Origin of the sequence: Aminobacter sp. P9b (assembly GCF_045345995.1) — a bacterium.
Classification (GTDB): domain Bacteria; phylum Pseudomonadota; class Alphaproteobacteria; order Rhizobiales; family Rhizobiaceae; genus Aminobacter; species Aminobacter niigataensis.
The window spans coordinates 1,662,924-1,683,542 of the sequence record NZ_CP150082.1; the positions used below are offsets into that span (position 1 = coordinate 1,662,924).

The 20,619-nt window shown below is 64.0% G+C and carries 20 protein-coding genes and 1 other RNA gene; 9 read left to right on the forward strand and 12 right to left on the reverse strand.

Annotated features, from left to right (window positions below; translation table 11 throughout):
- Window positions 1-104 precede the first annotated feature (104 nt).
- From WHT83_RS08175 to WHT83_RS08190, 4 genes are all read left to right on the forward strand, one after another.
- Window positions 105-317, forward strand: coding sequence for a hypothetical protein (locus tag WHT83_RS08175; protein ID WP_406873507.1), 213 nt, complete (start codon window positions 105-107; stop codon window positions 315-317).
- Window positions 318-426: 109 nt separating this feature from the next.
- The gene (locus WHT83_RS08180; RefSeq protein ID WP_406873508.1) at window positions 427-1,791 is read left to right on the forward strand and encodes a leucyl aminopeptidase family protein; all 1,365 of its coding nucleotides are present in this window, start codon (window positions 427-429) and stop codon (window positions 1,789-1,791) included.
- A gap of 161 nt (window positions 1,792-1,952) precedes the next feature.
- Complete coding sequence (locus WHT83_RS08185) at window positions 1,953-2,303, forward strand: MarR family winged helix-turn-helix transcriptional regulator (RefSeq protein WP_183264149.1); 351 nt, start codon at window positions 1,953-1,955, stop codon at window positions 2,301-2,303.
- Window positions 2,300-3,160, forward strand: coding sequence for an NlpC/P60 family protein (locus tag WHT83_RS08190; RefSeq protein WP_183264148.1), 861 nt, complete (start codon window positions 2,300-2,302; stop codon window positions 3,158-3,160). The genes WHT83_RS08185 and WHT83_RS08190 overlap by 4 nt, the downstream gene beginning before the upstream one ends.
- Before the next feature lie 12 nt (window positions 3,161-3,172).
- Here the strand turns inward: WHT83_RS08190 and WHT83_RS08195 are convergent, their stop codons facing one another.
- The 9 genes from WHT83_RS08195 to WHT83_RS08235 all read right to left on the reverse strand — a co-directional run bounded on the left by WHT83_RS08195 (window position 3,173) and on the right by WHT83_RS08235 (window position 13,342).
- On the reverse strand, window positions 3,173-4,117 hold the full coding sequence (locus WHT83_RS08195) for a 2-hydroxyacid dehydrogenase (RefSeq protein ID WP_406873509.1): 945 nt from the start codon (window positions 4,115-4,117) through the stop codon (window positions 3,173-3,175).
- A gap of 15 nt (window positions 4,118-4,132) precedes the next feature.
- Window positions 4,133-5,761: an ABC transporter ATP-binding protein gene (locus WHT83_RS08200; RefSeq protein WP_406873510.1), complete on the reverse strand. Its 1,629-nt coding sequence runs from the start codon at window positions 5,759-5,761 to the stop codon at window positions 4,133-4,135.
- Entirely contained in the window at window positions 5,758-6,150 is a 393-nt protein-coding gene (locus tag WHT83_RS08205) for a type II toxin-antitoxin system VapC family toxin (protein ID WP_108609519.1), read from the reverse strand. The genes WHT83_RS08200 and WHT83_RS08205 overlap by 4 nt, the downstream gene beginning before the upstream one ends.
- A complete protein-coding gene (locus WHT83_RS08210; protein WP_159091736.1) occupies window positions 6,147-6,395 on the reverse strand; it encodes a type II toxin-antitoxin system VapB family antitoxin in 249 nt (82 codons plus the stop codon). Before WHT83_RS08210 ends, WHT83_RS08205 begins: the two co-directional genes overlap by 4 nt.
- Window positions 6,396-6,444: 49 nt before the next feature.
- Window positions 6,445-7,587: an ABC transporter permease gene (locus WHT83_RS08215; protein ID WP_406873511.1), complete on the reverse strand. Its 1,143-nt coding sequence runs from the start codon at window positions 7,585-7,587 to the stop codon at window positions 6,445-6,447.
- Entirely contained in the window at window positions 7,587-8,690 is a 1,104-nt protein-coding gene (locus WHT83_RS08220) for a microcin C ABC transporter permease YejB (protein WP_108609516.1), read from the reverse strand. Before WHT83_RS08220 ends, WHT83_RS08215 begins: the two co-directional genes overlap by 1 nt.
- A 45-nt stretch (window positions 8,691-8,735) precedes the next feature.
- Window positions 8,736-10,607: an extracellular solute-binding protein gene (locus WHT83_RS08225; RefSeq protein ID WP_406873512.1), complete on the reverse strand. Its 1,872-nt coding sequence runs from the start codon at window positions 10,605-10,607 to the stop codon at window positions 8,736-8,738.
- Entirely contained in the window at window positions 10,604-12,484 is a 1,881-nt protein-coding gene (locus WHT83_RS08230) for an extracellular solute-binding protein (RefSeq protein ID WP_406873513.1), read from the reverse strand. The genes WHT83_RS08225 and WHT83_RS08230 overlap by 4 nt, the downstream gene beginning before the upstream one ends.
- A gap of 153 nt (window positions 12,485-12,637) precedes the next feature.
- Window positions 12,638-13,342 (reverse strand): cytochrome c family protein, encoded by a 705-nt coding sequence (locus WHT83_RS08235; protein WP_108609514.1) that lies wholly within the window; start codon window positions 13,340-13,342, stop codon window positions 12,638-12,640.
- A 201-nt stretch (window positions 13,343-13,543) separates the two neighbouring features.
- On the opposite strand from WHT83_RS08235, the gene WHT83_RS08240 reads away from it, so the two are divergent.
- The 3 genes from WHT83_RS08240 (at window position 13,544) to WHT83_RS08250 (ending at window position 16,015) form a co-directional block, all read left to right on the forward strand.
- Window positions 13,544-14,272 carry a 3-deoxy-manno-octulosonate cytidylyltransferase gene (locus WHT83_RS08240; protein ID WP_406873514.1) on the forward strand — a complete coding sequence of 243 codons (729 nt, stop codon included), beginning with the start codon at window positions 13,544-13,546 and terminating at the stop codon, window positions 14,270-14,272.
- 16 nt (window positions 14,273-14,288) lie between these two features.
- Window positions 14,289-15,155, forward strand: coding sequence for a prephenate dehydratase (locus tag WHT83_RS08245; protein ID WP_406873515.1), 867 nt, complete (start codon window positions 14,289-14,291; stop codon window positions 15,153-15,155).
- Between the two features lie 77 nt (window positions 15,156-15,232).
- Entirely contained in the window at window positions 15,233-16,015 is a 783-nt protein-coding gene (locus WHT83_RS08250) for a class I SAM-dependent methyltransferase (RefSeq protein ID WP_108609511.1), read from the forward strand.
- A gap of 33 nt (window positions 16,016-16,048) precedes the next feature.
- Here the strand turns inward: WHT83_RS08250 and WHT83_RS08255 are convergent, their stop codons facing one another.
- Genes WHT83_RS08255 through WHT83_RS08265 form a run of 3 tightly spaced genes read right to left on the reverse strand, consistent with a single transcriptional unit; the run spans window position 16,049 to window position 18,392 of the window.
- The gene (locus tag WHT83_RS08255) at window positions 16,049-16,954 is read right to left on the reverse strand and encodes a GNAT family N-acetyltransferase (protein ID WP_406873516.1); all 906 of its coding nucleotides are present in this window, start codon (window positions 16,952-16,954) and stop codon (window positions 16,049-16,051) included.
- A gap of 27 nt (window positions 16,955-16,981) precedes the next feature.
- Entirely contained in the window at window positions 16,982-17,938 is a 957-nt protein-coding gene (nudC, locus tag WHT83_RS08260) for an NAD(+) diphosphatase (protein ID WP_108609509.1), read from the reverse strand.
- A gap of 34 nt (window positions 17,939-17,972) precedes the next feature.
- Window positions 17,973-18,392, reverse strand: a complete 420-nt coding sequence (locus tag WHT83_RS08265; RefSeq protein ID WP_108609508.1) for an HIT domain-containing protein — start codon at window positions 18,390-18,392, stop codon at window positions 17,973-17,975.
- A gap of 185 nt (window positions 18,393-18,577) precedes the next feature.
- Here WHT83_RS08265 and ffs point away from each other — a divergent pair.
- Together ffs and WHT83_RS08275 are read left to right on the forward strand one after the other, a co-directional pair.
- Window positions 18,578-18,674, forward strand: an RNA gene (gene ffs, locus WHT83_RS08270) — signal recognition particle sRNA small type.
- A 122-nt stretch (window positions 18,675-18,796) separates the two neighbouring features.
- Window positions 18,797-20,614: a DNA polymerase III subunit gamma/tau gene (locus WHT83_RS08275; protein ID WP_406873517.1), complete on the forward strand. Its 1,818-nt coding sequence runs from the start codon at window positions 18,797-18,799 to the stop codon at window positions 20,612-20,614.
- Window positions 20,615-20,619 lie beyond the last annotated feature (5 nt).

A 20,619-nucleotide genomic window follows, 5' to 3' on the forward strand; every position in this document is an offset into this window, starting at 1 on the left:
TCTCGGTGGAAATGCCGGGTCAGTTCTCAGTGGCAATCAACACTGGAGGCTGCTGGCCGCTTTGCAGACGCTCGCATCAAGGGGCGCAACACCAAGGGTGACGCATGACCGACCACCTCTACACCCGCGCGCTTCAGACCGTCACAACGGGCGCGACTGAGTGCGAGTTGACAGAGGACGAGTGGAAAGCTCTGCGCCTGAATGCCTACCTGGCCGGGCAGCATCTTGCCTATGACAAGGAGGGCGCAACCTTCATGGGAATGAGGCTCAAGATCACCCGTGAACAGAGCGGTAACAGCACCGGTAACGGGCGGTAACGCGCGGTCAATAACTGCCTGATAAACAAGCAGAAATCGATTTGTGAAACTAACGGATGGTTAAGAGTGCCCTGATGTACCGAGCCGTCCGACACTGAAGGAAGCCGCAATGCCGGTCGAACTGCTCGACGCCAAGCCCAGCGATGCGCTGCCGATCCATCTTGTTGCCAAGGATGGCCTGGGCAATGCCGGTCTTGCACCCGAAATTGCCGCCTGGGCCAATGCCAACGGCTTTGCCGGCGAGGCGGGCAGGGTGCTAGCCGTGCCCGGCGTGGACGGCAGGCTGGCCGGGGCGCTGTTCGGCACGGGTCAGCAGGAAAACGGGCTTGGCTTCGGCGTTCTTGCCCGCAACCTGCCGGAAGGCGACTGGCATTTCGCCACCGCGCCGGCGCATCCCGAGCTGGCCGCGCTTGCAGTCGCGCTCGGCGGCTACAGCTTCACCCGATATGGCAAGAAGCCGGGCAGGGAACTTGGGCTGGCGGTCCCAGCGGGGGTCGATGCCGATCGCCTCAAGCGCCTGGTCGAAGCGGTTTTCCTCGTCCGCGACCTCGTCAATACGCCGACCAATGACATGGGCCCCTCGGCGCTCGAAGCCGCGGCACGGACTCTTGCCGGCGCACATGGCGCCGAGGTCCGCGTGACGATCGGCGACGGCCTGCTTGAACACAATTTCCCGATGATCCACGCCGTCGGCCGCGCCTCGCATGATGCGCCGCGACTGATCGACCTGACCTGGGGCGCAAGCGACGCCCCGAAGGTCACGCTTGTCGGCAAGGGCGTCTGCTTCGACACCGGCGGTCTCGACATCAAGCCTGCCTCGGGCATGCTTTTGATGAAGAAGGACATGGGCGGTGCCGCCAACGTGCTTGGCCTTGCCTCGATGGTCATGGCGGCAAGGCTGAACGTCAGGCTGCGCGTGCTCATCCCCGCGGTGGAGAATTCGATCTCGGCCAACGCCTTCCGCCCGGGCGACGTGCTGCAGAGCCGCAAGGGCATCACGGTCGAGATCGGCAACACCGATGCCGAGGGCCGGCTGGTGCTCGCCGACGCGCTGGCCCTTGCCGATGAGGAACAGCCGGAGATGCTTGTCGATATGGCGACGCTGACGGGGGCTGCGCGCGTGGCGCTCGGGCCGGACCTGCCACCCTTCTACACCGACGACGATGCCCTTGCTGCCGAACTCGCGGCCGCATCCGGCGCGGTCGAGGACCCGATCTGGCGCATGCCGCTTTGGAAGCCCTACGACGCAAAACTGTCTTCGAAGATCGCCGACATGAACAACGTCACCTCGGACGGTTTCGCCGGCTCGATCACTGCTGCCCTGTTCCTCAAGCGCTTTGTCGAAAAGACGCCCGGCTGGGCGCATTTCGACATCTTCGCCTGGAACCCGACGGACCGCCCGTACGGCCCGAGCGGCGGCGAAGCGCAGGCGATCCGGGCACTAGAAAAAGTGATTTTGGCACGATTTGGCTGAGGCTGGCGTGGTTCCTCGCCCCCGCTTTGCGGGGGAGAGGTGCCGAGCGCAGCGAGGCGGAGAGGTGTTTACTCCGCATCTGTCCGACTGCGCCTTGCCATCGCCGCAAAATCCCATTTGAATGAAACGGAACCGAAACAAATACAGTGGATGCTGGCGGCATGCCGATCGCATTGCGTCCGAGCCAGTCGTTGAAACTGTTGCAGCAGTTTGCCCTTTCCGAGGTGCGTGACGACGCGCCCGACCTGACGCTGCGCCAGATGGCGATCCTGCTCACCATCTATCTCGACCCGCCGCCGCATACGGTGCGGGGGCTGGCGGCTCGGCTCGGCGTCAGCAAGCCGGTCATCACCCGCGCGCTCGACACCATGGGTGCGCTCAAGCTGGTATCGCGGCACCGCGACCCGAGCGACAAGCGCAACGTGTTGATCAGGCGCACCGTCGAAGGCGCGCTCTATGTCGAGAGATTGGGCGATGCTATCATCGCCAAAGCCATGGAGCTTCCGATTTGACCGCCCGCGACAGCCGCCTTCACGCTTTCCGTCCCGACCTTGCCGACGCCCGCCTCAAGGGCGAAGTGGCGGCCGAGCGATTTGTCGCCGGCCGCCCGGCGCGCATTTCCGCCCCCGTTGCGGACGTTCGCAAGGCGCCCAGGCCGGATTCGGGCCTCAACACGCAACTGCTTTATGGCGACGACGTCACGATCTTCGAGGAGGCTGAGGGGTTCGCCTGGCTCCAGGCCGAGCGTGACGGCTATGTCGGCTATGTCTCGTCTGGCGACCTTGCGCCGCGCGGCCCGGCGCCGACCCACGTCGTCATGGCGACACGCACCTTCGTCTATCCCGGTCCTGACATGAAGTTTCCGCGCGGCCCGGCATTGTCGCTGGGATCGCAGGTTGCGATTGCCGGCCATGCCGAAACGCGCGGCACCCAATATGCCCTGCTTGCCTCGGGCGAGGCACTGGTTTCCCAGCATTTGGCGCCTTTGGGCACAAAGGCCGACGACTTCGTTTCGGTGGCGGAACGGCTGATCGACACGCCCTATCTCTGGGGCGGCTTCTCAGCCTTCGGCATCGACTGCTCGGGGCTGGTCCAGCTTTCGATGCGCATGACAGGGCGTGACGTCCTGCGCGACTCGGACATGCAGGAAGCCTCGCTTGGCAACCCGGTCGACGCGGGCACGGATTTCTCCAAGCTCCAGCGCGGCGACCTCGTCTTCTGGAAAGGCCACGTCGCGATCATGACCGATGCGGTGAACATGATCCACGCCAATGGTCACACCATGACGGTCGCGCGCGAAGGTCTGCGCGACGCCATCGACCGTATAGGCTACCTCTATGGCGGGCCTACGAGCTTCCGCCGGCCGTAAGGGCTTCCGGCTCTAATACCCTGCCGCGCGGTCGACGACATTCTCCAGCGGTTCGCCCCGCTCGAAAGCGTCCATCTGCTCGAGCATCGGCGGCACCAGATGGGTGGGGTCGGACGTCGCGGCCGCATGCGGCGTCACGAACACCTTCGGGTGGTTCCACATCGGGCTGGTCTTGGGCAGCGGCTCGACCTCGAAGACGTCGAGGCTGGCTTCTTTCAGCGTGCCGTCGTCGAGCGCGCGCAGGATGTCGGCATCGCGCTGCAGCTTGCCGCGCCCGGCATTGATCAGCACAGCACCCCCGAGGCCGTTGCGCCGGCGCAGTTCCTTGAGCAGGCCGTAGCTGATGATGCCCTTGGTCGCCTCCGTCAGTGGCAGCAGCACCACAAGGATGTCGGTCGCGTTGAGGAACGGCACGAGGCCGGCATCGCCGCTGAAGGTGGTCACGCCTGCTGCTTCCTGTGGGCGGCGGCTCCAGCCATTGACGTGGAAGCCGACACCCTTGAGCGCTTCGGCCGCCGCACGGCCGAGATTGCCCAGGCCCATGATGCCGACCGAGATGTCGGCGGCAGGCCGCTGCTGCGGCTCGTGCCAGGCCTTCTTCGTCTGCTGTATCCGGTAGAGCTGGCCCTGGCGATGATGGTCGAACACCCGCCACAACACGTATTCGACCATGTGCTGGGTCAGGTTTTCATCCACGACGCGGATGATCGGGGCTGCAGGCAGGTTGGGATCGGCAAACAGATGATCGACGCCGGCGCCGATGGAGAAGATGACCTTCAGGTTCGGCAACTTGGCGAGCAGGCCGGGCTTCTGCTTCCAAACCACGGCGTATTCGATCGAGGGATCGGCGGGGCCATCCGGTTCGAGCACCACCTCGCGCTCCGCCGACAGCAATTCATACCAGCGCTGCGGGCTGAATCCGGTGATCGAAAGAAGAACCTTGCCCTTGCCTGCCATGCTATGCCCTTGATGCTATTCGCTGACGACGCCAGTAGGCGCGGTCTCGATCTTGAACGCCGCCGATATCAGCGCTCGAGTGTAATCCGTTTGCGGACGCTCGAAAATCTGCTCGGACGGCCCCGCCTCGACCACCTTGCCGTTGCGCATCACGATGACGTCATTGGCAAGCGCGCGCACGACCTTGAGGTCGTGGCTGATGAAAAGGTAGGCGAGGTCGTGCTTGGCCTGCAGGCTGCGCAAGAGATCGACCACCTGGGCCTGCACGCTCATGTCGAGCGCCGAAGTCGGCTCGTCGAGCATGACGAAGCGTGGCTTGAGCACCATGGCGCGGGCAATGGCGATGCGCTGGCGCTGGCCGCCCGAGAATTCGTGCGGATAGCGGAAGCGGGTCTCGGGGTCGAGGCCGACCTCGCGCAGCACGTCGACGACCTTGTGGTCACGTTCGGCCACCTTGAGACCGGGCTCGTGGATCTTCAGTCCCTCCTCGATGATGTCGGCCACCGACATGCGCGGGCTGAGCGAGCCGAACGGGTCCTGGAACACGATCTGCATCTCGCGTCTTAGTGGCCGCATCGCGTTGAAGCTGAATTTGTCGATCTCGCGGCCGTCGAAGTCGATCCTGCCTTGCGACGAGATCATGCGGGTCAGCGCCAGTCCCAGCGTCGTCTTGCCGGAGCCCGATTCGCCGACCACGCCGACGGTTTGGCCGGCGCGGACGGCAACATCGATGCCGTCGACCGCCTTCACATGGTCGACCGTCTTGCGGAAGAAGCCCTGCTTGATAGGAAACCAGACCTTCACGTCGGAGCCCGACATCACCGTCTTGGCTGACGCGTCGGCCGCCGGCGGCTTGCCCTTGGGCTCGGCGGCCAGCAGGTGGCGGGTGTAGCTGTGCTGCGGGTTGGCGAAGATTTCCTTGGTCGGCCCGGTCTCGACGATCTGGCCCTTGGTCATGACGCAGACCCGGTCGGCGATGCGCCGGACGATGCCGAGGTCGTGGGTGATGAACAGCATTGACATGCCCTTGCGGGCCTTGAGCTTGGCGAGCAGCTCCAGGATCTGCGCCTGGACCGTCACGTCGAGCGCGGTCGTAGGCTCGTCGGCGATCAGGAGTTCGGGCTCGTTGGCGAGCGCCATGGCGATCATCACGCGCTGGCGCTGGCCGCCCGAGAGCTGGTGCGGATAGGCGTCGAGCCGCTTGCTGGGTTCGCGGATGCCGACCTCTTCGAGCAGTTCGAGAGTGCGCGACTTGGCCTGCTTGTCGCCCATGCCCTGATGCAGCGACAGCACCTCGACGATCTGCCGCTCGATCGTGTGCAGCGGGTTGAGCGAGGTCATCGGCTCCTGGAAGATCATGGTGATCTTGTTGCCGCGGACCTTGCGCAAGGCGTTTTCGTCGAGCGCAAGCAGGTCCTGGCCGCCGAACATCATGCGTCCCGAGGGGTGGCTCGCCGGCGGGTAGGGCAGGAGCTTCAGCACCGAAAGTGCCGACACCGACTTGCCCGAGCCGGATTCGCCGACTAGCGCCACCGTCTCGCCCTTGGCGATGTCGAAGGAGATGTGGTCCACGGCGGTCGTCGTCATGCCGCCCTGGCTGAAGGCGACGGACAGGTCCTGGACGGAAAGGAGAGGAGAGGTCAAATGGCGGCCTCGATGTCGGTCATGCGGAAATCGTCGCCTTTGAAAAGAAGCGGCTCGCGGCGCGCCTTGGCAAGCGCATAGGCAAAGCAGTCGCCGAGGTTGAGCTTGGCCGGGTGATTGCCCTTGCCGAATTGTTTATAGGCTTCGCGGGCGAGCAATGCCTGTTCCGGTGTCACCACGACGATCTCGATGCCGAAGTCTGCCAACAAATTGTTGAGTTCAGCACCTTTCCTGGTGTCCTTTAGGCCGTCTGCTTTGACAGCGGCTTCAAGGTAGTTGACTGGGGACATCGCGTGGCGCTGACGAGGCGAAAGGAGCTTGTCTTCCATCGCGTCGCCATCGGACTCTTCCAGTAGGATTGCGAGAATTGCCGACGCATCAACGATCATGCCGGCAAACCGTCATCGTCATAAAGGTCGGAATGATCGCTTGTGGCCCCTGGGGGTGTTGGCCCCGAGCGCCTCAAGATTTCCTTGATCCGCGCTTTGCGAATTGCAAGGTCGTCATTGGTTTCGAGCCTTTTGATTTCGGCTTCCAACGCCTGTTCGATGGCTGCCGTCATGCTTTGCCCTGTCGCATCGGCCAACCGTCTCGCGAGCTTTTGCGCCTTCTCACTCTTGATGTTCATGCCCATGTTGATCTCCATGGTAGAAAACACAAGAAATTATACCATAGGTCCCAGCTCACTTGAACGTCTTCCTTGGGTCGAAGGCGTCGCGGGTTGCCTCGCCGATGAAGATCAGCAGCGACAGCATCAGCGAGATCACGACGAATCCGGAGAGCCCGAGCCATGGCGCGTTGAGGTTGCGCTGGCCCTGCTTGAGCAATTCGCCGAGCGACGCCGAGCCCGGCGGCAGGCCGAAGCCGAGGAAGTCGAGAGAGGTCAGCGTCGAGATCGAGCCGTTGAGGATGAAGGGCAGGAAGGTCAGCGTCGCCACCATGGCGTTGGGCAAAAGGTGGCGGAAGATGATCGTCCGGTTGGGCACGCCGAGCGCGCGCGCTGCATTGACGTATTCGAAGTTGCGGGCGCGCAGGAACTCGGCCCGTACGACGCCCACCAGCGCCACCCATGAGAATACCAGCATCAGCCCGAGCAGGATGAAGAAGCCGGGCGGCAGGATGGCGGCGACGATCAGCAGAAGATAGAGCACCGGGATGGCCGACCAGATTTCGATGAAGCGTTGGAACAGCAAGTCGGTCCAGCCGCCGAAATAGCCCTGCATGGCGCCCGCCGAGACGCCGATCAGCGCCGAGCCGGCGGTCAGGATCAGGCCGAACAGCACCGAGATGCGGAAGCCGTAGATGACGCGGGCGAGCACGTCGCGCGCCTGGTCGTCGGTGCCGAGCCAGTTCCAGTTGCCGACGGTGCAGTTGGGGTCGTCCACCCCCAGCGGATAGCGCTGGCAGCGAACGTCCTTGGGGTACATCCAGGATGGCTTGGCGGGCGCTGCCTCGGGAATCTCGTTGTTGGTCGTGCGGTAGGAATAGCGGACCGGCGGCCAGATCATCCAGCCATTGGCTGATATCGCCTCCTGCACCACCGACATGCGGTAGTCGGTGACAGGCAGGAAACCCTCGTCGCCAAGGAACGTCTCTTCGCCATAGTCGCGGACGATCGGCGAAAAGAACTCGCCCTTGAAGCGAATCAGGAGCGGCCTGTCGTTGGCGATCAGTTCGGAGAACAGCGTGAGCACGAACAGGATGAGGAACAGCCACAGAGACCAGTAGCCACGGCGGTTGGCCTTGAAGCTCTGCCAGCGGCGTTTGTTGATCGGCGAGAGCCAGGGCCGCTTGACCGGTGCGGCAACCGTATCGACCGCCGACATCAGACGTCCCTCCGCTCGAAGTCGATGCGCGGATCGATCCATGTGTAGGTCAGGTCGGAGATCAGGCTGACGAACAGCCCCATCAGCGAGAAGATGTAGAGGTTGGCGAAGACCACGGGATAGTCGCGGTCGAGCACCGAGCGGAAGCCGAGCAGGCCGAGCCCGTCGAGCGAGAAGATATTCTCGATCAAGAGCGAGCCGGTGAAGAAGGCCGAGATGAAGGCGCCGGGGAAGCCGGCGATGACGATCAGCATGGCGTTGCGGAAGACGTGGCCGTAAAGCACCTGGCGCTGCGACAGTCCCTTGGCGCGGGCGGTGACGACATACTGCTTGCGGATTTCGTCGAGGAACGAGTTCTTGGTCAAAAGCGTCGTGGTGGCGAAGGCCGACAGCACCAGTGCGGTCAGCGGCAATGCGAGGTGCCAGAGATAGTCGAGCACCTTGCCGCCGAGCGACAGCTGGTCGAAATTCTCCGAGGTCAGGCCGCGCAGCGGGAACCAGTCGAAGAACGAGCCGCCGGCAAACAGAACCATCAGAAGGATGGCGAACAGGAAGGCCGGGATGGCGTAGCCGACGATGATGACGCCGCTGGTCCAGATGTCGAAGGACGAGCCGTCCTTGACTGCCTTGCGGATGCCGAGCGGAATCGAAATCAGGTAGGACAGCAGCGTGATCCAGATGCCGAGCGAGATCGACACCGGCATCTTCTCGAGGATAAGATCGAGCACCGAGACGTCGCGGAAATAGCTGTCGCCGAAGTCGAAGCGGGCATAATTCCACAGCATCATGCCGAAGCGTTCGAGCGGCGGTTTGTCGAAGCCGAACTGCTTCTCCAGCTTGGCGATGAATTCGGGGTCCAGACCTTGCGCGCCGCGGTATTTGGACGAGCCTTCGCCGCCCGCCGGGTCGAAGTTGTTGCCGCCGACATCGCCTCCGCCGCCAGAAAGCCGGTCACTGGCGTCGCCGCCTTGGCCGGTCAGCTTGGCGATGACCTGCTCGACCGGGCCGCCCGGCGCGAACTGGATGACGGCGAACGAGATCGCCATGATGCCGAACAGGGTCGGAATCATCAAAAGGATACGGCGTAAGACGTAGGCGCCCATCAGGCGAGGCTCCTCAGGCGGAACGGAGCTTCAAGCGAAAAAATCTCAGGTCTTGCCAATACGTGCAGCCTTGTCCTTGTCGAACCACCACATCGCCTCGATGGGGAAGCCGAAATCCGGTTTCGGCTCCTTGAAGCCGAACATGTCCCAGAATGCGGCGCGGTGATTCGCCGAAAACCAATTTGGAATCCAGTCTTGCCGGGCGCGCAAGACCCGGTCCAGAGCCCGCATGGCGACTGTCAGCGCTTCGCGATCCTTGGCCGCACCCACGGCGTCGATCAAGGCGTCGATGGCGGGGTCGGCGGTGCCGGGCAGGTTGGTCGAGCCCTGCAGGGCGGCCGAGCGCGAATGGAACAGCCCGTCGATCTCGTCGCGGCTGGGGGTCGCCGAAAAAGAGGCCGCGGCCGAAATGGCGTCATAGTCGAATGTTGTCTGCCGCGCCTGGTGCTGGGTCGAATCGACCATGCGCAGCGATGCCGCGATGCCGATCGCCTTCATGTTCTCGACCCAGGGTGAAAAGACGCGGACCAGGGAGTCGTCGTCGACGAGGATTTCGAGCGTCAGCTGCTCGCCTTTGGCGTTGCGCAGACTGCCGTCCTTGCGGGTCCAGCCGGCGTCAGCGAGCAGTTTCGAAGCCTTGCCGAGCAGCTTGCGGTCTCGGCCCGAGCCGTCCGACGGCGGCTGCAGCACTGCCTCGCCGAAGGCTTCGTCGGGGATGCGGCCGCGGAACGGTTCGAGCAATGCCAGTTCCTCGGGCGTGGGCAAGCCCTCGGCACGGTAAGCCGATTTCTCGAAGGTCGACTGCGAACGCTCATAGGCGCCGTAGAACAGGTTGCGGTTGGTCCATTCGAAGTCGAAGCACAGCGCAATCGCCTGCCGCACACGCGGGTCGCGAAAGCGCTCGCGCCGCTGGTTGAGCGCCAGTGCCTGCATCGCTGGGCGCTTTTCGCTAGGGAATTCGCGCTTGACCACCTTGCCGGCCTTCAGTGCTGGAAAGTCGTAGCCGGTTGCCCAGACGCGGGAGACGTATTCCTGCCGATAGAGGATGGCGCCCTTCTTGAAGGCCTCGAAGGCGGCCTGCCGGTCCTGGTAGAACTCGATGCGGATGCGGTCGAAATTGTAGAGGCCGCGATTGATCGGCAGGTCGCGTCCCCAATAGTCGGCTACCCGCTCGAACTCGATGGTCTGCCCAGGCGAGACGCGGCCGACCTTGTAGGGGCCGGAGCCCAGCGGCGCCTTGAGCTGGGAGCCGTCGAACGGATTGGCCTCGAAGAAAGCCTTGGCCGGGATCGGGTATGTCGCGATGTCGAGGACGGTACGGTCCGACTGCTGGCCGTCGAAGCTGAGCCGCAGCGTGTGCGCGTCGAGCGCCTTCGCCTCCTTGAGATGGCTGAGCGGCAAAAGCAGGTTCGGATGGCCATTCTTCTTGAAAAGATCGAAGGCGTAGGCCGCGTCTTGCGCCGTGAACGGCGTGCCGTCGTTGAAGCGCGCTTCGGGCCTCAGCGCGAAATCGAAACTGTTGCGGTCGTCGGAAATGGTCACCGACTGCGCCAGCAAGCCGTAGATGGCGTCGGGCTCGTCGATCGCCCGCGTCATCAGCGAATCGTAGCACAGTTCCATGCGTGGCGGGGAATCGCCCCTGGCGACGAAGGTATTCAGCGTGTTGAAGGTCTGCGGATTCTGGTTGAAGACCCAGTAGGACGGCGAAAAGTTGAACGTACCGCCCTTGGGGGCGTCGGCATTGACGAAGTCGAGATGCGTGAAGTCCGGGCCGTATTTGAGATCGCCGAAGGCCGACAGGCCGTGCAGCCCCACACCGGTGGGGCTCGCCGCGAACACGCGTCCCGGCATCAGCGGTGTTACGGCCGCGGCCGTACCAAACGCCAGGAAATCGCGACGGGTCGGGCGCGGTCTCAATTGGCTCCCTTGTACTTGGCGGCGAGTGCCGCCTCCTTGTCCTTGTCGATCCACCAGGAATCGATGTCGGCGCCGATGAAGCTCGGCTGCTTTTCAGGGATGCCGAACTTGTTCCAGTAGGCAAGCCACAACACCGACCGGTGATATTGCGGCACGACGTAGTAGTTCCACAACAGCACGCGGTCGAGCGCGTGGGTGGCGGCCAAGAGGTCGTCGCGATCGGTGGCGAAGATGACGCGTTCGACCAGCGCATCGACGATCGGGTCGCCGATGCCCATGATGTTGCGCGAACCCGGCTTGGCGGCGGCCTTCGAGCTCCAGAAATCGCGCTGCTCATTACCCGGCGAGGACGACTGGTTGAGCGTCGTCGTTGTCGCGTCGAAGTCGAATTCATTGATCCGGTTGATGTACTGGCTGGTGTCGACCATGCGCAGCGTCGCGTCGATGCCAAGCCGACGCAGACTGTCGATGAAGGGGCTGGCGATGACCTCGTCGGTGGCGTCCTTGCCGAGGAACTCGATCTTGAACTGCTCGCCGGTCTTTTCGTTCATCAGCTTGCCGCCGCTGGCGCGCCAGCCGGCCTCGGCGAACAGCGATATCGCCTGGCGCAGATGTTGCCGTTCCGACTGGGGCGTATCATAGACCGGCAGCTTGAACTCTTCGGTGAAGAGTTCGGGTGGTAGCTTGTCCTTGTAAGGCGTCAGAAGCTCCAACTCCTTGCCGGTCGGCAGGCCGCTCGAGGCGAGATCCTGGCCCTGGAAGTAGCTGTTGGTGCGGGTGTTGAGCCCGAAGAACAGCGTGCGGTTCATGTATTCGAAATTATATGCCAGCGTCAGCGCCTGCCTGACGCGACGGTCCTGGAACTGCGGCCGACGCAGGTTGAGCGCGTAGCCTTGGAACGGTTCGCCCGACGTCGTCTTGAACACCTGCTTGATGACGTCGCCGGCCTTGAAGGCGGGGAAATCATACTGCGTTGACCAGCGGCGCGAGCTGTTTTCGCGCTTGACGTCCTGAAGCCCGCCCTTGGTGAAGGCCTGCCATTCGGCGCTCTCGTCGAGGAAGTAGCTATAACGGCGCTTGTCGAAATTGTTGCGCCCGACATTGACCCCGACGGTGGCCGCCCAATGGTCGGATACGCGGGTCCAGACGATCTCGGTACCCGGCTTGAAGCTTTCGACCTTGTAGGGGCCGGAGCCGAGCGGGATTTCGAGCGTTGGCCGGGTCACGTCGCGCTTCTTGCCCGAAGCGTCGTTGCCTTCCCACCAGTGCTTGGGCAGGACCACCAGGTCGCCCATGATCTTGGGAAGCTCGCGGTTGCCCTTCTGGTCGAAACGAAACTCGACCTCGCGATCCGAGACCGCGACGGCTTCCTTCACATTGGCATAATACTGGCCGTATTGCGGGCTGTTGGCTTTCAGCACATTGAACGACCAGATGACATCGTCCGTGGTGATCGGCTTGCCGTCGTGCCACTTGGCGCGCGGGTCGAGCCGATACGTCGCGGAAGAGTAATCGGCGGCAAACTTGTAGGCATCGGCGATCATGGGGTGGCTAACGCTGGGTTCGTCGAGCGATTGCTCCATCAGCGTTTCATAGAGCAAACCGCCACCGAAATAAGTGAAGCCAGCGGCCGATGCGCCTTTGACGATATATGGGTTGAAGCTGTCGAAGGTGCCGCCGACGGTCGAATTCAGCGTGCCGCCCTTGGGCGCGTCCGGATTGACGTAGTCGTAGCGCTTGAAGTCCTGTCCATATTTCGAAGGGCCAGTCAGCGAGGAACTGGTTTGCCACTCCTGGGCGCTCGCCGGCAGCAGCATGCCCGACGCCAGAACAGCGGCGAGGCCGGTTGCAAATATCCTGGTCAGGCAAGCCTTCATGAAATTCCCCTTCGCCCGGTGCTTCGCGCCACTCTAATTGTTTCCCGACGCATGGAAACCGCACGTTGGACGATTGTCGTCGCATGTTTGCGGCGGGCAACAAAAAAGCCGGGTCAAACCCGGCTTTTTCAAGATGCGAAGATTACAAATCGGTTAGTGCGCGGCCGGAGCCGGAGCTGCACCCTCTGCCGGTGCTGCCGGGGCAGCGCCCTCTGCGGGAGCAGCCGGTGCGGCGCCTCCAGCGGGAGCTGCCGGAGCCTCGCCAGCCGGCGCTGCTGTCGGCTCTGCGGCAGGAGCCGCGTCTGCCGCAGGCAGCGGTGCCGGGCTGTCCGACTGCGAGTTCAGATAGGCCAGCAGGTTGGCGCGCTCGTCATCCTTCTTGATGCCGGCAAAGCCCATTGCCGTGCCCTTGATGTAGCCCTTCGGCGAAGCCAGGAAGTGGTTCAGGTGCTCGAAGTCCCAGACGACCGAACCGCCCTGCGAGAATTCCTTCATCGCGCCCGAATAGGAGAAGCCTTCATGCGAGGCGATCGGGCGGTTGACCACGGCCCAGAGATCCGGTCCGACCTTGTTGGGGCCACCCTTTTCGATGGAGTGGCAGGCTGTGCACTTCTTGAACACGGCAGCACCCGCTTCGGCATTGGCGCTGGCCAGCAGCTGGGCGACCGGTACTGCGGCCGGAGCGGCTTCGCCACCACCTGCTGCTGCGCCACCTTCTTCGGCAGCCTCGATGGCAAAGCCCGGCTTCTCGGGAACCGGCGCAGCGAAGATCGCGTCCGAGACCAGCGAGATGGAGAACACCACAAAGGCAGTGCCCAGCAGGCCGCCGAGCACCTTGTTGATTTCGAATGAGTCCATACGCCCCTGGCTCCCTTATCCGGCCGATCGCCATCCTCTGCGACCGTTGCCGTTCGTCGGTATCGTCTATCGCCCGGCCGGCCGGGTGAAATCGCGCGGAAACTAGGTCTTTTGCTTGCCGGTTGCAACACCTATAAGGGCGCTTCCAGTGAGACCTTTTGACACTTTTCCACGCCATTTCGAGACAGCCGCAGCCAAGCCATGTCCACTCTCGTCCTGATCCCCGCCCGCATGGCCTCGACGCGCCTTCCGGGCAAGCCGCTCGCCGACATCGCCGGCCGCCCGATGATCGTCCATGTCGCCGCCCGCGCTTCGGAAAGCAGCCTGGGCCGTGTCGTGGTGGCCACCGACACCGACATCGTTGCGGAAACGGTAAGGGCGCATGGCTTCGAGGCGGTGATGACACGCGCCGACCATGAGTCGGGTTCGGACCGTATCTTCGAGGCGCTGACCAGGCTCGATCCCAAGGGCGAGGTCGACACGGTGGTCAACGTCCAGGGCGACTTGCCGACCATCGACCCGGAACTGATCCGGGCTGCCTTCCGGCCATTGGCTGAAGCAGCCGTCGACATTGCCACGCTCGGCGTCGAGATCGTCCGAGAGGAAGAAAAGACCAACCCCAACGTCGTCAAGATCGTCGGCTCCGCCCTTTCAGTGCGGCGTCTGAAGGCGCTCTACTTTACGCGCGCGACTGCCCCCTGGGGCGAGGGGCCGCTCTACCACCACATCGGGCTCTATGCGTATCGCCGTGCGGCACTCGAACGGTTCGTCCGGCTCGGGCCGTCACCGCTCGAAAAGCGCGAGCGCCTCGAGCAGTTGCGCGCGCTCGAAGCCGGCATGCGCATCGACGCCGAGATCGTCTCGTCGGTACCGCTCGGCGTAGATACGCCCGAAGACCTCGAACGTGCCCGCGAAATCCTCTCCAGATAGACAAGACAGGCCAACCATGCCGACCACGACCAACAAGATTGCCTTCCAGGGCGAGCCGGGCGCCAATTCCGACACCGCCTGCCGCAACGTCTATCCAACCATGGAACCGTTGCCGTGCCCGACCTTCGAGGACGCATTCAACGCGGTCGAAACCGGCAAGGCCGATCTCGCCATGATCCCGATCGAAAACACGATCGCCGGCCGCGTCGCCGACATCCATCACCTTTTGCCTGAATCCAAGCTGCACATCGTCGGCGAATATTTCCTGCCGATCCATTTCCAGCTGATGGTGCTGCCGGGCGTCAAGCGCTCCGAGATCAAGACGGTGCACAGCCACATCCACGCGCTCGGACAGTGCCGCAAATACATCCGCAAGAACAACTGGAAGCCGGTCGTTGCCGGCGATACCGCCGGTGCGGCCAAGCTCGTCGCCGAGGTCAAGGACCGCACGATGGCAGCACTTGCGCCGCGTCTGGCCTCGTCGCTCTACGGCCTCGACATCCTCGAGGAGAACGTCGAGGACACGGAAAACAACATCACCCGTTTCGTCGTCCTGTCCAAGGGCAAGAGCTGGGCCGAGCGCACCAATCCCGAGACGAAGATGATGACGACCTTCGTCTTCCGCGTCCGCAACGTGCCGGCCGCCCTCTACAAGGCCATGGGCGGCTTCGCCACCAATGGCGTCAACATGACCAAGCTGGAAAGCTACCAGCTCGGCGGCGAGTTCACCGCCACCCAGTTCTATTCCGACATCGAAGGCCACCCCGACGACCGACTGGTGGCGCTGGCGCTCGAAGAACTGCGTTTCTTCACCCGCGAGGTGCGCATCCTAGGCGTCTACGAAGCCAACGAATTCCGCGGCACGCAGGCCAACGGCGACTGAGCCGCAGCCTGCTCACCGCAGATTGAATTGTGAGTTCGCCGCACCTGGCGCAGCATCGTCCACGCTAGGACGGCGTCATGGGCACGGCAGCAATCCAGGGTGAATTGTGGGGCGCCAAGGCGCGAGACTGGGCGGAGGCCCAGGAACCCGCCTGGCTGCCGGTGTTTGGGGCCGCCATGGCTCTGGCCGGCGTCGGGCAGGGCAGGCGACTGCTCGACATCGGCTGCGGCACCGGCGGGGCACTCGTGATCGCTCGCGATCGTGGGGCGGAGGTTTCAGGCATCGACGCCTCGGAGGCCTTCGTCGCCATTGCGCGGGAGCGCCTGCCGGACGCCCAGATAGAAGCCGGCGAGATGGAGGAACTGCCCTTCGCTGACGGTGCCTTCGATATCGTGACCGGCATCAATTCGTTCCAATTCGCGGGCGACATGATTCGTGCGCTGGGCGAGGCCGCTCGCGTCTGTGACAGCGGTGGCAGCGTTTTCATGCTGGTCTGGGGGCAGCGGGATAGATGCCAGCTGCAATTGGCGGCGATACGGGCGCTCGGTCCATTGCTGCCGCCATCACCTGTGCCGCCCCTTCCACTCGCCGAGCCTGGCGTGATCGAGGGCCTTCTGCGCATGGCAGGGCTGACACCGATCGGTTCTGGCGTGCTTGACGAGACCATCGCCTTTCCCGATTCCGGCACGGCATTGCGTGCCTTTGCCTCGGCCGGGATGGTCACCCGAGCCGAGCGCCATTCAGGCGCCCATAAGGTTCGCGACGCGCTTGCCGACGCAATCAGGCCCTATATTCGTGGGGATGGTCAGGTCATGCTTGCCAACCAGTTTCGCTGGGTGAAGGCCGTGCCGGAGTTTTAGGCGCGTGTCGCCAGATGCTGCCGGCGAAGTGCTCTACAGGCGTTTCTCGAACCAGTGGTCGGCATAGGGATTGTCGTTGAAGCGCGCAATTTCCTCGTAGCCCTCACGGCGGTAGAGAGTCTGCGCCTCCTTGAGCGCCCGGTTGGTGTCGAGGCACACCGTTTTCGCGCCAAGACCTGCCGCGATCGCTTCCAGCTTGAGCAGCAGGCGGCTGGCAATGCCAAGCCCGCGTGCGGAAGGCGCGACCCACATCCGCTTGATCTCCGCGGTCGTGGCATCGATCATGCGCAGTGCCGCGCAGCCTACGGGGCGTCCGTCAAGCCGTGCGATCACGAAACTGCCACGGGGAGGGATGAACTCTTCCTCTGTGGTTGTGTTTCCCCTGGCCGGGTCGAACCCCTTTTCGAAACGCTCTGCGAGTTCGTCGAAATACTGCGCCAGGCATTGCCGCGCTTCCGCAGAATTGGGAGCCTCCTCGCCGATCGTGATCGACGCTGCCATAAGCAGGCGCTCGACCTCTGCCATCGCGGCAACGAGGCGATCTCGCCGCGACACCGAAAGCGGATCGAGAATGGAATTCGCCAATTCGTCCGACAAGGCGTCATAGGCTGCGTGCTCGTCGCGGCCCTTTTGGGTCAGCGTCGCGCGGCGGCTGCGGGCGTCGCCGGCGTGTTTGCCGACGGCGACGAGGCCCTGTGCCTCGAGCGAACGCAACATCCGGCTGAGATAGCCCGAATCCAGCCCAAGCCGCGAGCGGAGCACGCCGAGCCCCGCGCCTTCCAGCCCGATTTCGAAAATGACCCGTGCCTCGCCGAGCGGGCGCCCACGGCTGAGATAGCTGTCTTCCAGCACGCCAATACGGCGGGTCACCGTGCGGTTGAAGCTGCAAATCCGGGTGACTTGCAGAGCCTTGTCCATTGCCTGACTATAGTCAGGCATGTGCGGGCAGGCAAGAATTATCGGACTTTAGTCAGGCATTTTGTTGAGCGTTTTCGCCCAAGCGTGGATCAGCTGGTGGGCGATGGCGTGGGGCGGCGGCACCCGGAGTTCTCCGGGGTGCGTGCCGTCGAGCATCTGCAGCACCTCGGCACGGGAAAACCAGCGGCAATCCTCGAGCTCGGCGGTATCAGGCACGATGTCCTCGTTCAGCGCTTCGCCATAGCAGCCGATCATCAGCGAGTAGGGGAACGGCCAGGGCTGGCTCGAGTGGTAGACGACGCGGCCGAGCCTGATGCCGGATTCCTCCAGCGTTTCGCGCCGCACCGCCGCCTCGATCGTTTCGCCCGGCTCGATGAAGCCGGCGAGCGCCGAGTAGACCCCGGGCGCGAAATGCCGGCCCCGCCCCATCAGGCACCGGTCGCCCGACACGGTCAGCATGATGGCCACCGGGTCGGTGCGCGGGAAGTGCTCGGCGTCGCAGGAAGTGCACCGCCGCTTGTAGCCGCCGGCGCGCATCTCGGTCGGCCCGCCGCAGCGGCCGCAGAAACGGTGGGTTGCATGCCAGGCGAGCAGGGCGGCACCTTGCGCCATGGCACCGAGGCCGGCGCCGTCGATCAGGCCTTGCGTCAGGATCGAGCGGAAATCGACCGCCTTGAGGTGCTCGGGCAGGGTTTCCGGCTCGACGGCGACAGGCACCGCGAGCATGGCGACATCGTCGACCCGGCCGAGCAGGATCGCGGCGTCGGGTTGGATGCCGATGGTCTGGGCTGCGGTGACCGTGAAATATGGGCTGGCCGCGCCGGTGCTGAAATCGAGCACCAACCGTCCCGCGCCGATCAGCAGCAACCGCGCGCCGGGCTCGGCCAACGCCAGCCGGGCGGAATCGTCGCTGCGCTTTTCCGACTGGCGGTCGATGACGTTGCCGGCAAAACCGAGGAACTGGCTGGCTTCGCGCTCGGGCGCGTTGGACAGGCTGAAATGCATTGCGTGGACTCAGGCGCTGGGTCGGGGGATGCCCTTATAGGGCGGCCTTGATGTTCTCGGCAAACCGGTGGAGGTCGTCGCGGCGATAAGGCTCGCGCACGCCATGGCCCCAGACCGGGCCGGGCCAGCCGGGGTCGCCCTCGGAGCGGGCGACGACATGGAAATGCAGCTGCCGCACGACATTGCCGAGTGCACCGCTGTTGATCTTGGCGCAGCCGGTTACGCGCTTCAGCGCATGGGCCACCATGTTGCTTTCGAAGGTCAGCATGGCTTGGTCGAGCGGGGTCAGGTCGTGGATTTCCTCGATGCCGGAGCGTTGCGGCACCAGGATCAGCCAGGGCCAGCGCTGGTCGTTCATGACGCGCAATTCGCACAAGCCAAGCCACATCAAGGGCTCGCTGTCGGTGTCGAGACGCGAATCCAGCGCAAACCCGGCCTTGAGCCCCGACATCATTGGCGTTTTCCCTGTTCATGCGGAGGCTAGAGCCTGCCTGCTGCCGCTGCAAGCGAATCATTGCTCTCGGCTGCCGTGCTTCGATCAATCTGATGGGCTACCGGAGGGACGATAGAGGCGCATGTTTGCAGGCGCAGCCTGCTTGGCTCTTGCAATTGCTGCGGCAATTGCCGATATGGGGATTGGGAGGTTGGTGGTGGACGATCCACTCGCCAACCGGGTCAGGTCCGGAAGGAAGCAGCCCTAACGAGCCCGGAACGGGTCATTGTTCCAGCCTCCCGCCTCTTCGCCCTTCTCCGCGTCATTGACGGCGTTGCGCCGTGCGGGCGAAACTCGTTTCGCGGAATCGGCCCTGTGGGGTCGAGGCAGGGGCGCCACTACGAACGGGCGAGCGAACGGGGCGGATGAGCGAAGCCGGACAAACCGATAAGAGCAAGGCTTACCGCGTTCTCGCGCGCAAGTACCGCCCTGCGGATTTCTCAGCCCTCGTCGGCCAGGAGCCGATGGTCCAGACGCTGACCAACGCTTTTTCCAGCGGGCGCATCGCCCAGGCCTGGATGCTGACCGGCGTCCGCGGCGTCGGCAAGACCACCACCGCCCGCATTCTGGCCCGTGCCCTCAACTACAAGACCCCGGACATCGACCGGCCGTCGGTCGACTTGTCGGTGCTCGGCGAGCATTGCCAGTCGATCATGGAAGGCCGCCATGTCGATGTCATCGAAATGGACGCGGCCTCCCACACTGGCATCGACGACATCAGGGACATCATCGAGCGCGTACGCTATGCGCCCGTTTCGGCGCGCTACAAGGTCTACATCATCGACGAGGTGCACATGCTTTCGACGCAGGCCTTCAACGGCCTGCTGAAGACGCTGGAAGAGCCGCCTCCGCATGTGAAGTTCATCTTCGCCACCACCGAAATCCGAAAAGTTCCGATCACGGTGCTGTCGCGCTGCCAGCGCTTCGACCTGCGCCGCATCGATGCCGGCAAGCTGGTCGGCCATCTAAGGAGCATCGCGCAGCAGGAAGGCATTGCGGTCGAGGACGACGCGCTTGCCATGGTTGCCCGTGCAGCCGAAGGCTCGGCGCGCGATTCGCTGTCGATCCTCGACCAGGCCATCGCCCATGGCGGCGGCAAGGTGACGACGGATGCGGTGCGCGCCATGCTCGGCCTTGCCGACCGTGCCCGTGTCGTCGACCTGTTCGAAAACGTCATGAAGGGCGACATTGCAGCCGCCCTTGGCGAACTGCGCGCCCAGTATGACACCGGCGCCGACCCGGTCGCCGTGCTCAACGATCTTGCCGAATTCACCCATCTCGTCACCCGCCTGCGCTTCGTGCCTTCGGCGGCCGACGACGCCTCGCTGTCGGAAGACGAGCGCAAGAGGGGCGGGGAGTTCGCCCAGAGCTTGTCGGTCAGGGTCCTGTCCCGCGCCTGGCAGATGCTGCTCAAGGGTATCCCCGAAGTGCAGTCGTCCAACCGGCCTGTCAGTGCCGCAGAGATGGTGCTGATCCGGCTGGCGCACGCCGCCGACCTGCCGACGCTCGACGAGGCGTTGAAGTCACTGGGCGATGCGCCGTCACAACCCGCATCCGGCCCACGCAATGGCGGCATGCCTGCGGGCGGCGGCAATGGTGGACCTGGCGCTTCGGCTGTTTCTCAGGCCCGCATGCCGGTCAGCAATGGCGGTGGCCAGGCCATGCGCCTGATCGAGACGGCGCCTGCGCCTGCTGCGTTTGTCGCGCCGACGCCGGCACCCGAGCCGGTGGCCGACGCGGTGCCGGTCAAGTCGATCGCTGATCTGGCGGCGCTTGCCGAAACCAATCGCGAGATGGCCTTCAAGGTGCTGATCCGCCGCGTGGTTCGGCCGGTCCGCATCGAGCCGGGCCATATCGAGGTCAGCCTGACCGCGGACGCGCCACGGACTTTTCTCAACGACCTGACCACCAAGCTGAAGGCCTGGACCGGGCGCCACTGGCTGGTGTCGCTTTCGAAGGACGAAGGCGGTGCCACGCTCGCCGAGATCGAGGCCAACAAGCGCGAGGTCGCCCTTACCGATGCGAAGGCCGATCCCACCGTGGCCGCGATCCTGTCGCGCTTTCCCGGCGCCAAGATCATCGATGTGCGCCTGCCGACGCAGCCGGACGCGCCCGATCTGGATACCGACACCGAGTTGCCGCCCGATCCCGGCGTGGACAACGACGATGACGACCCGTTCTGAGACGA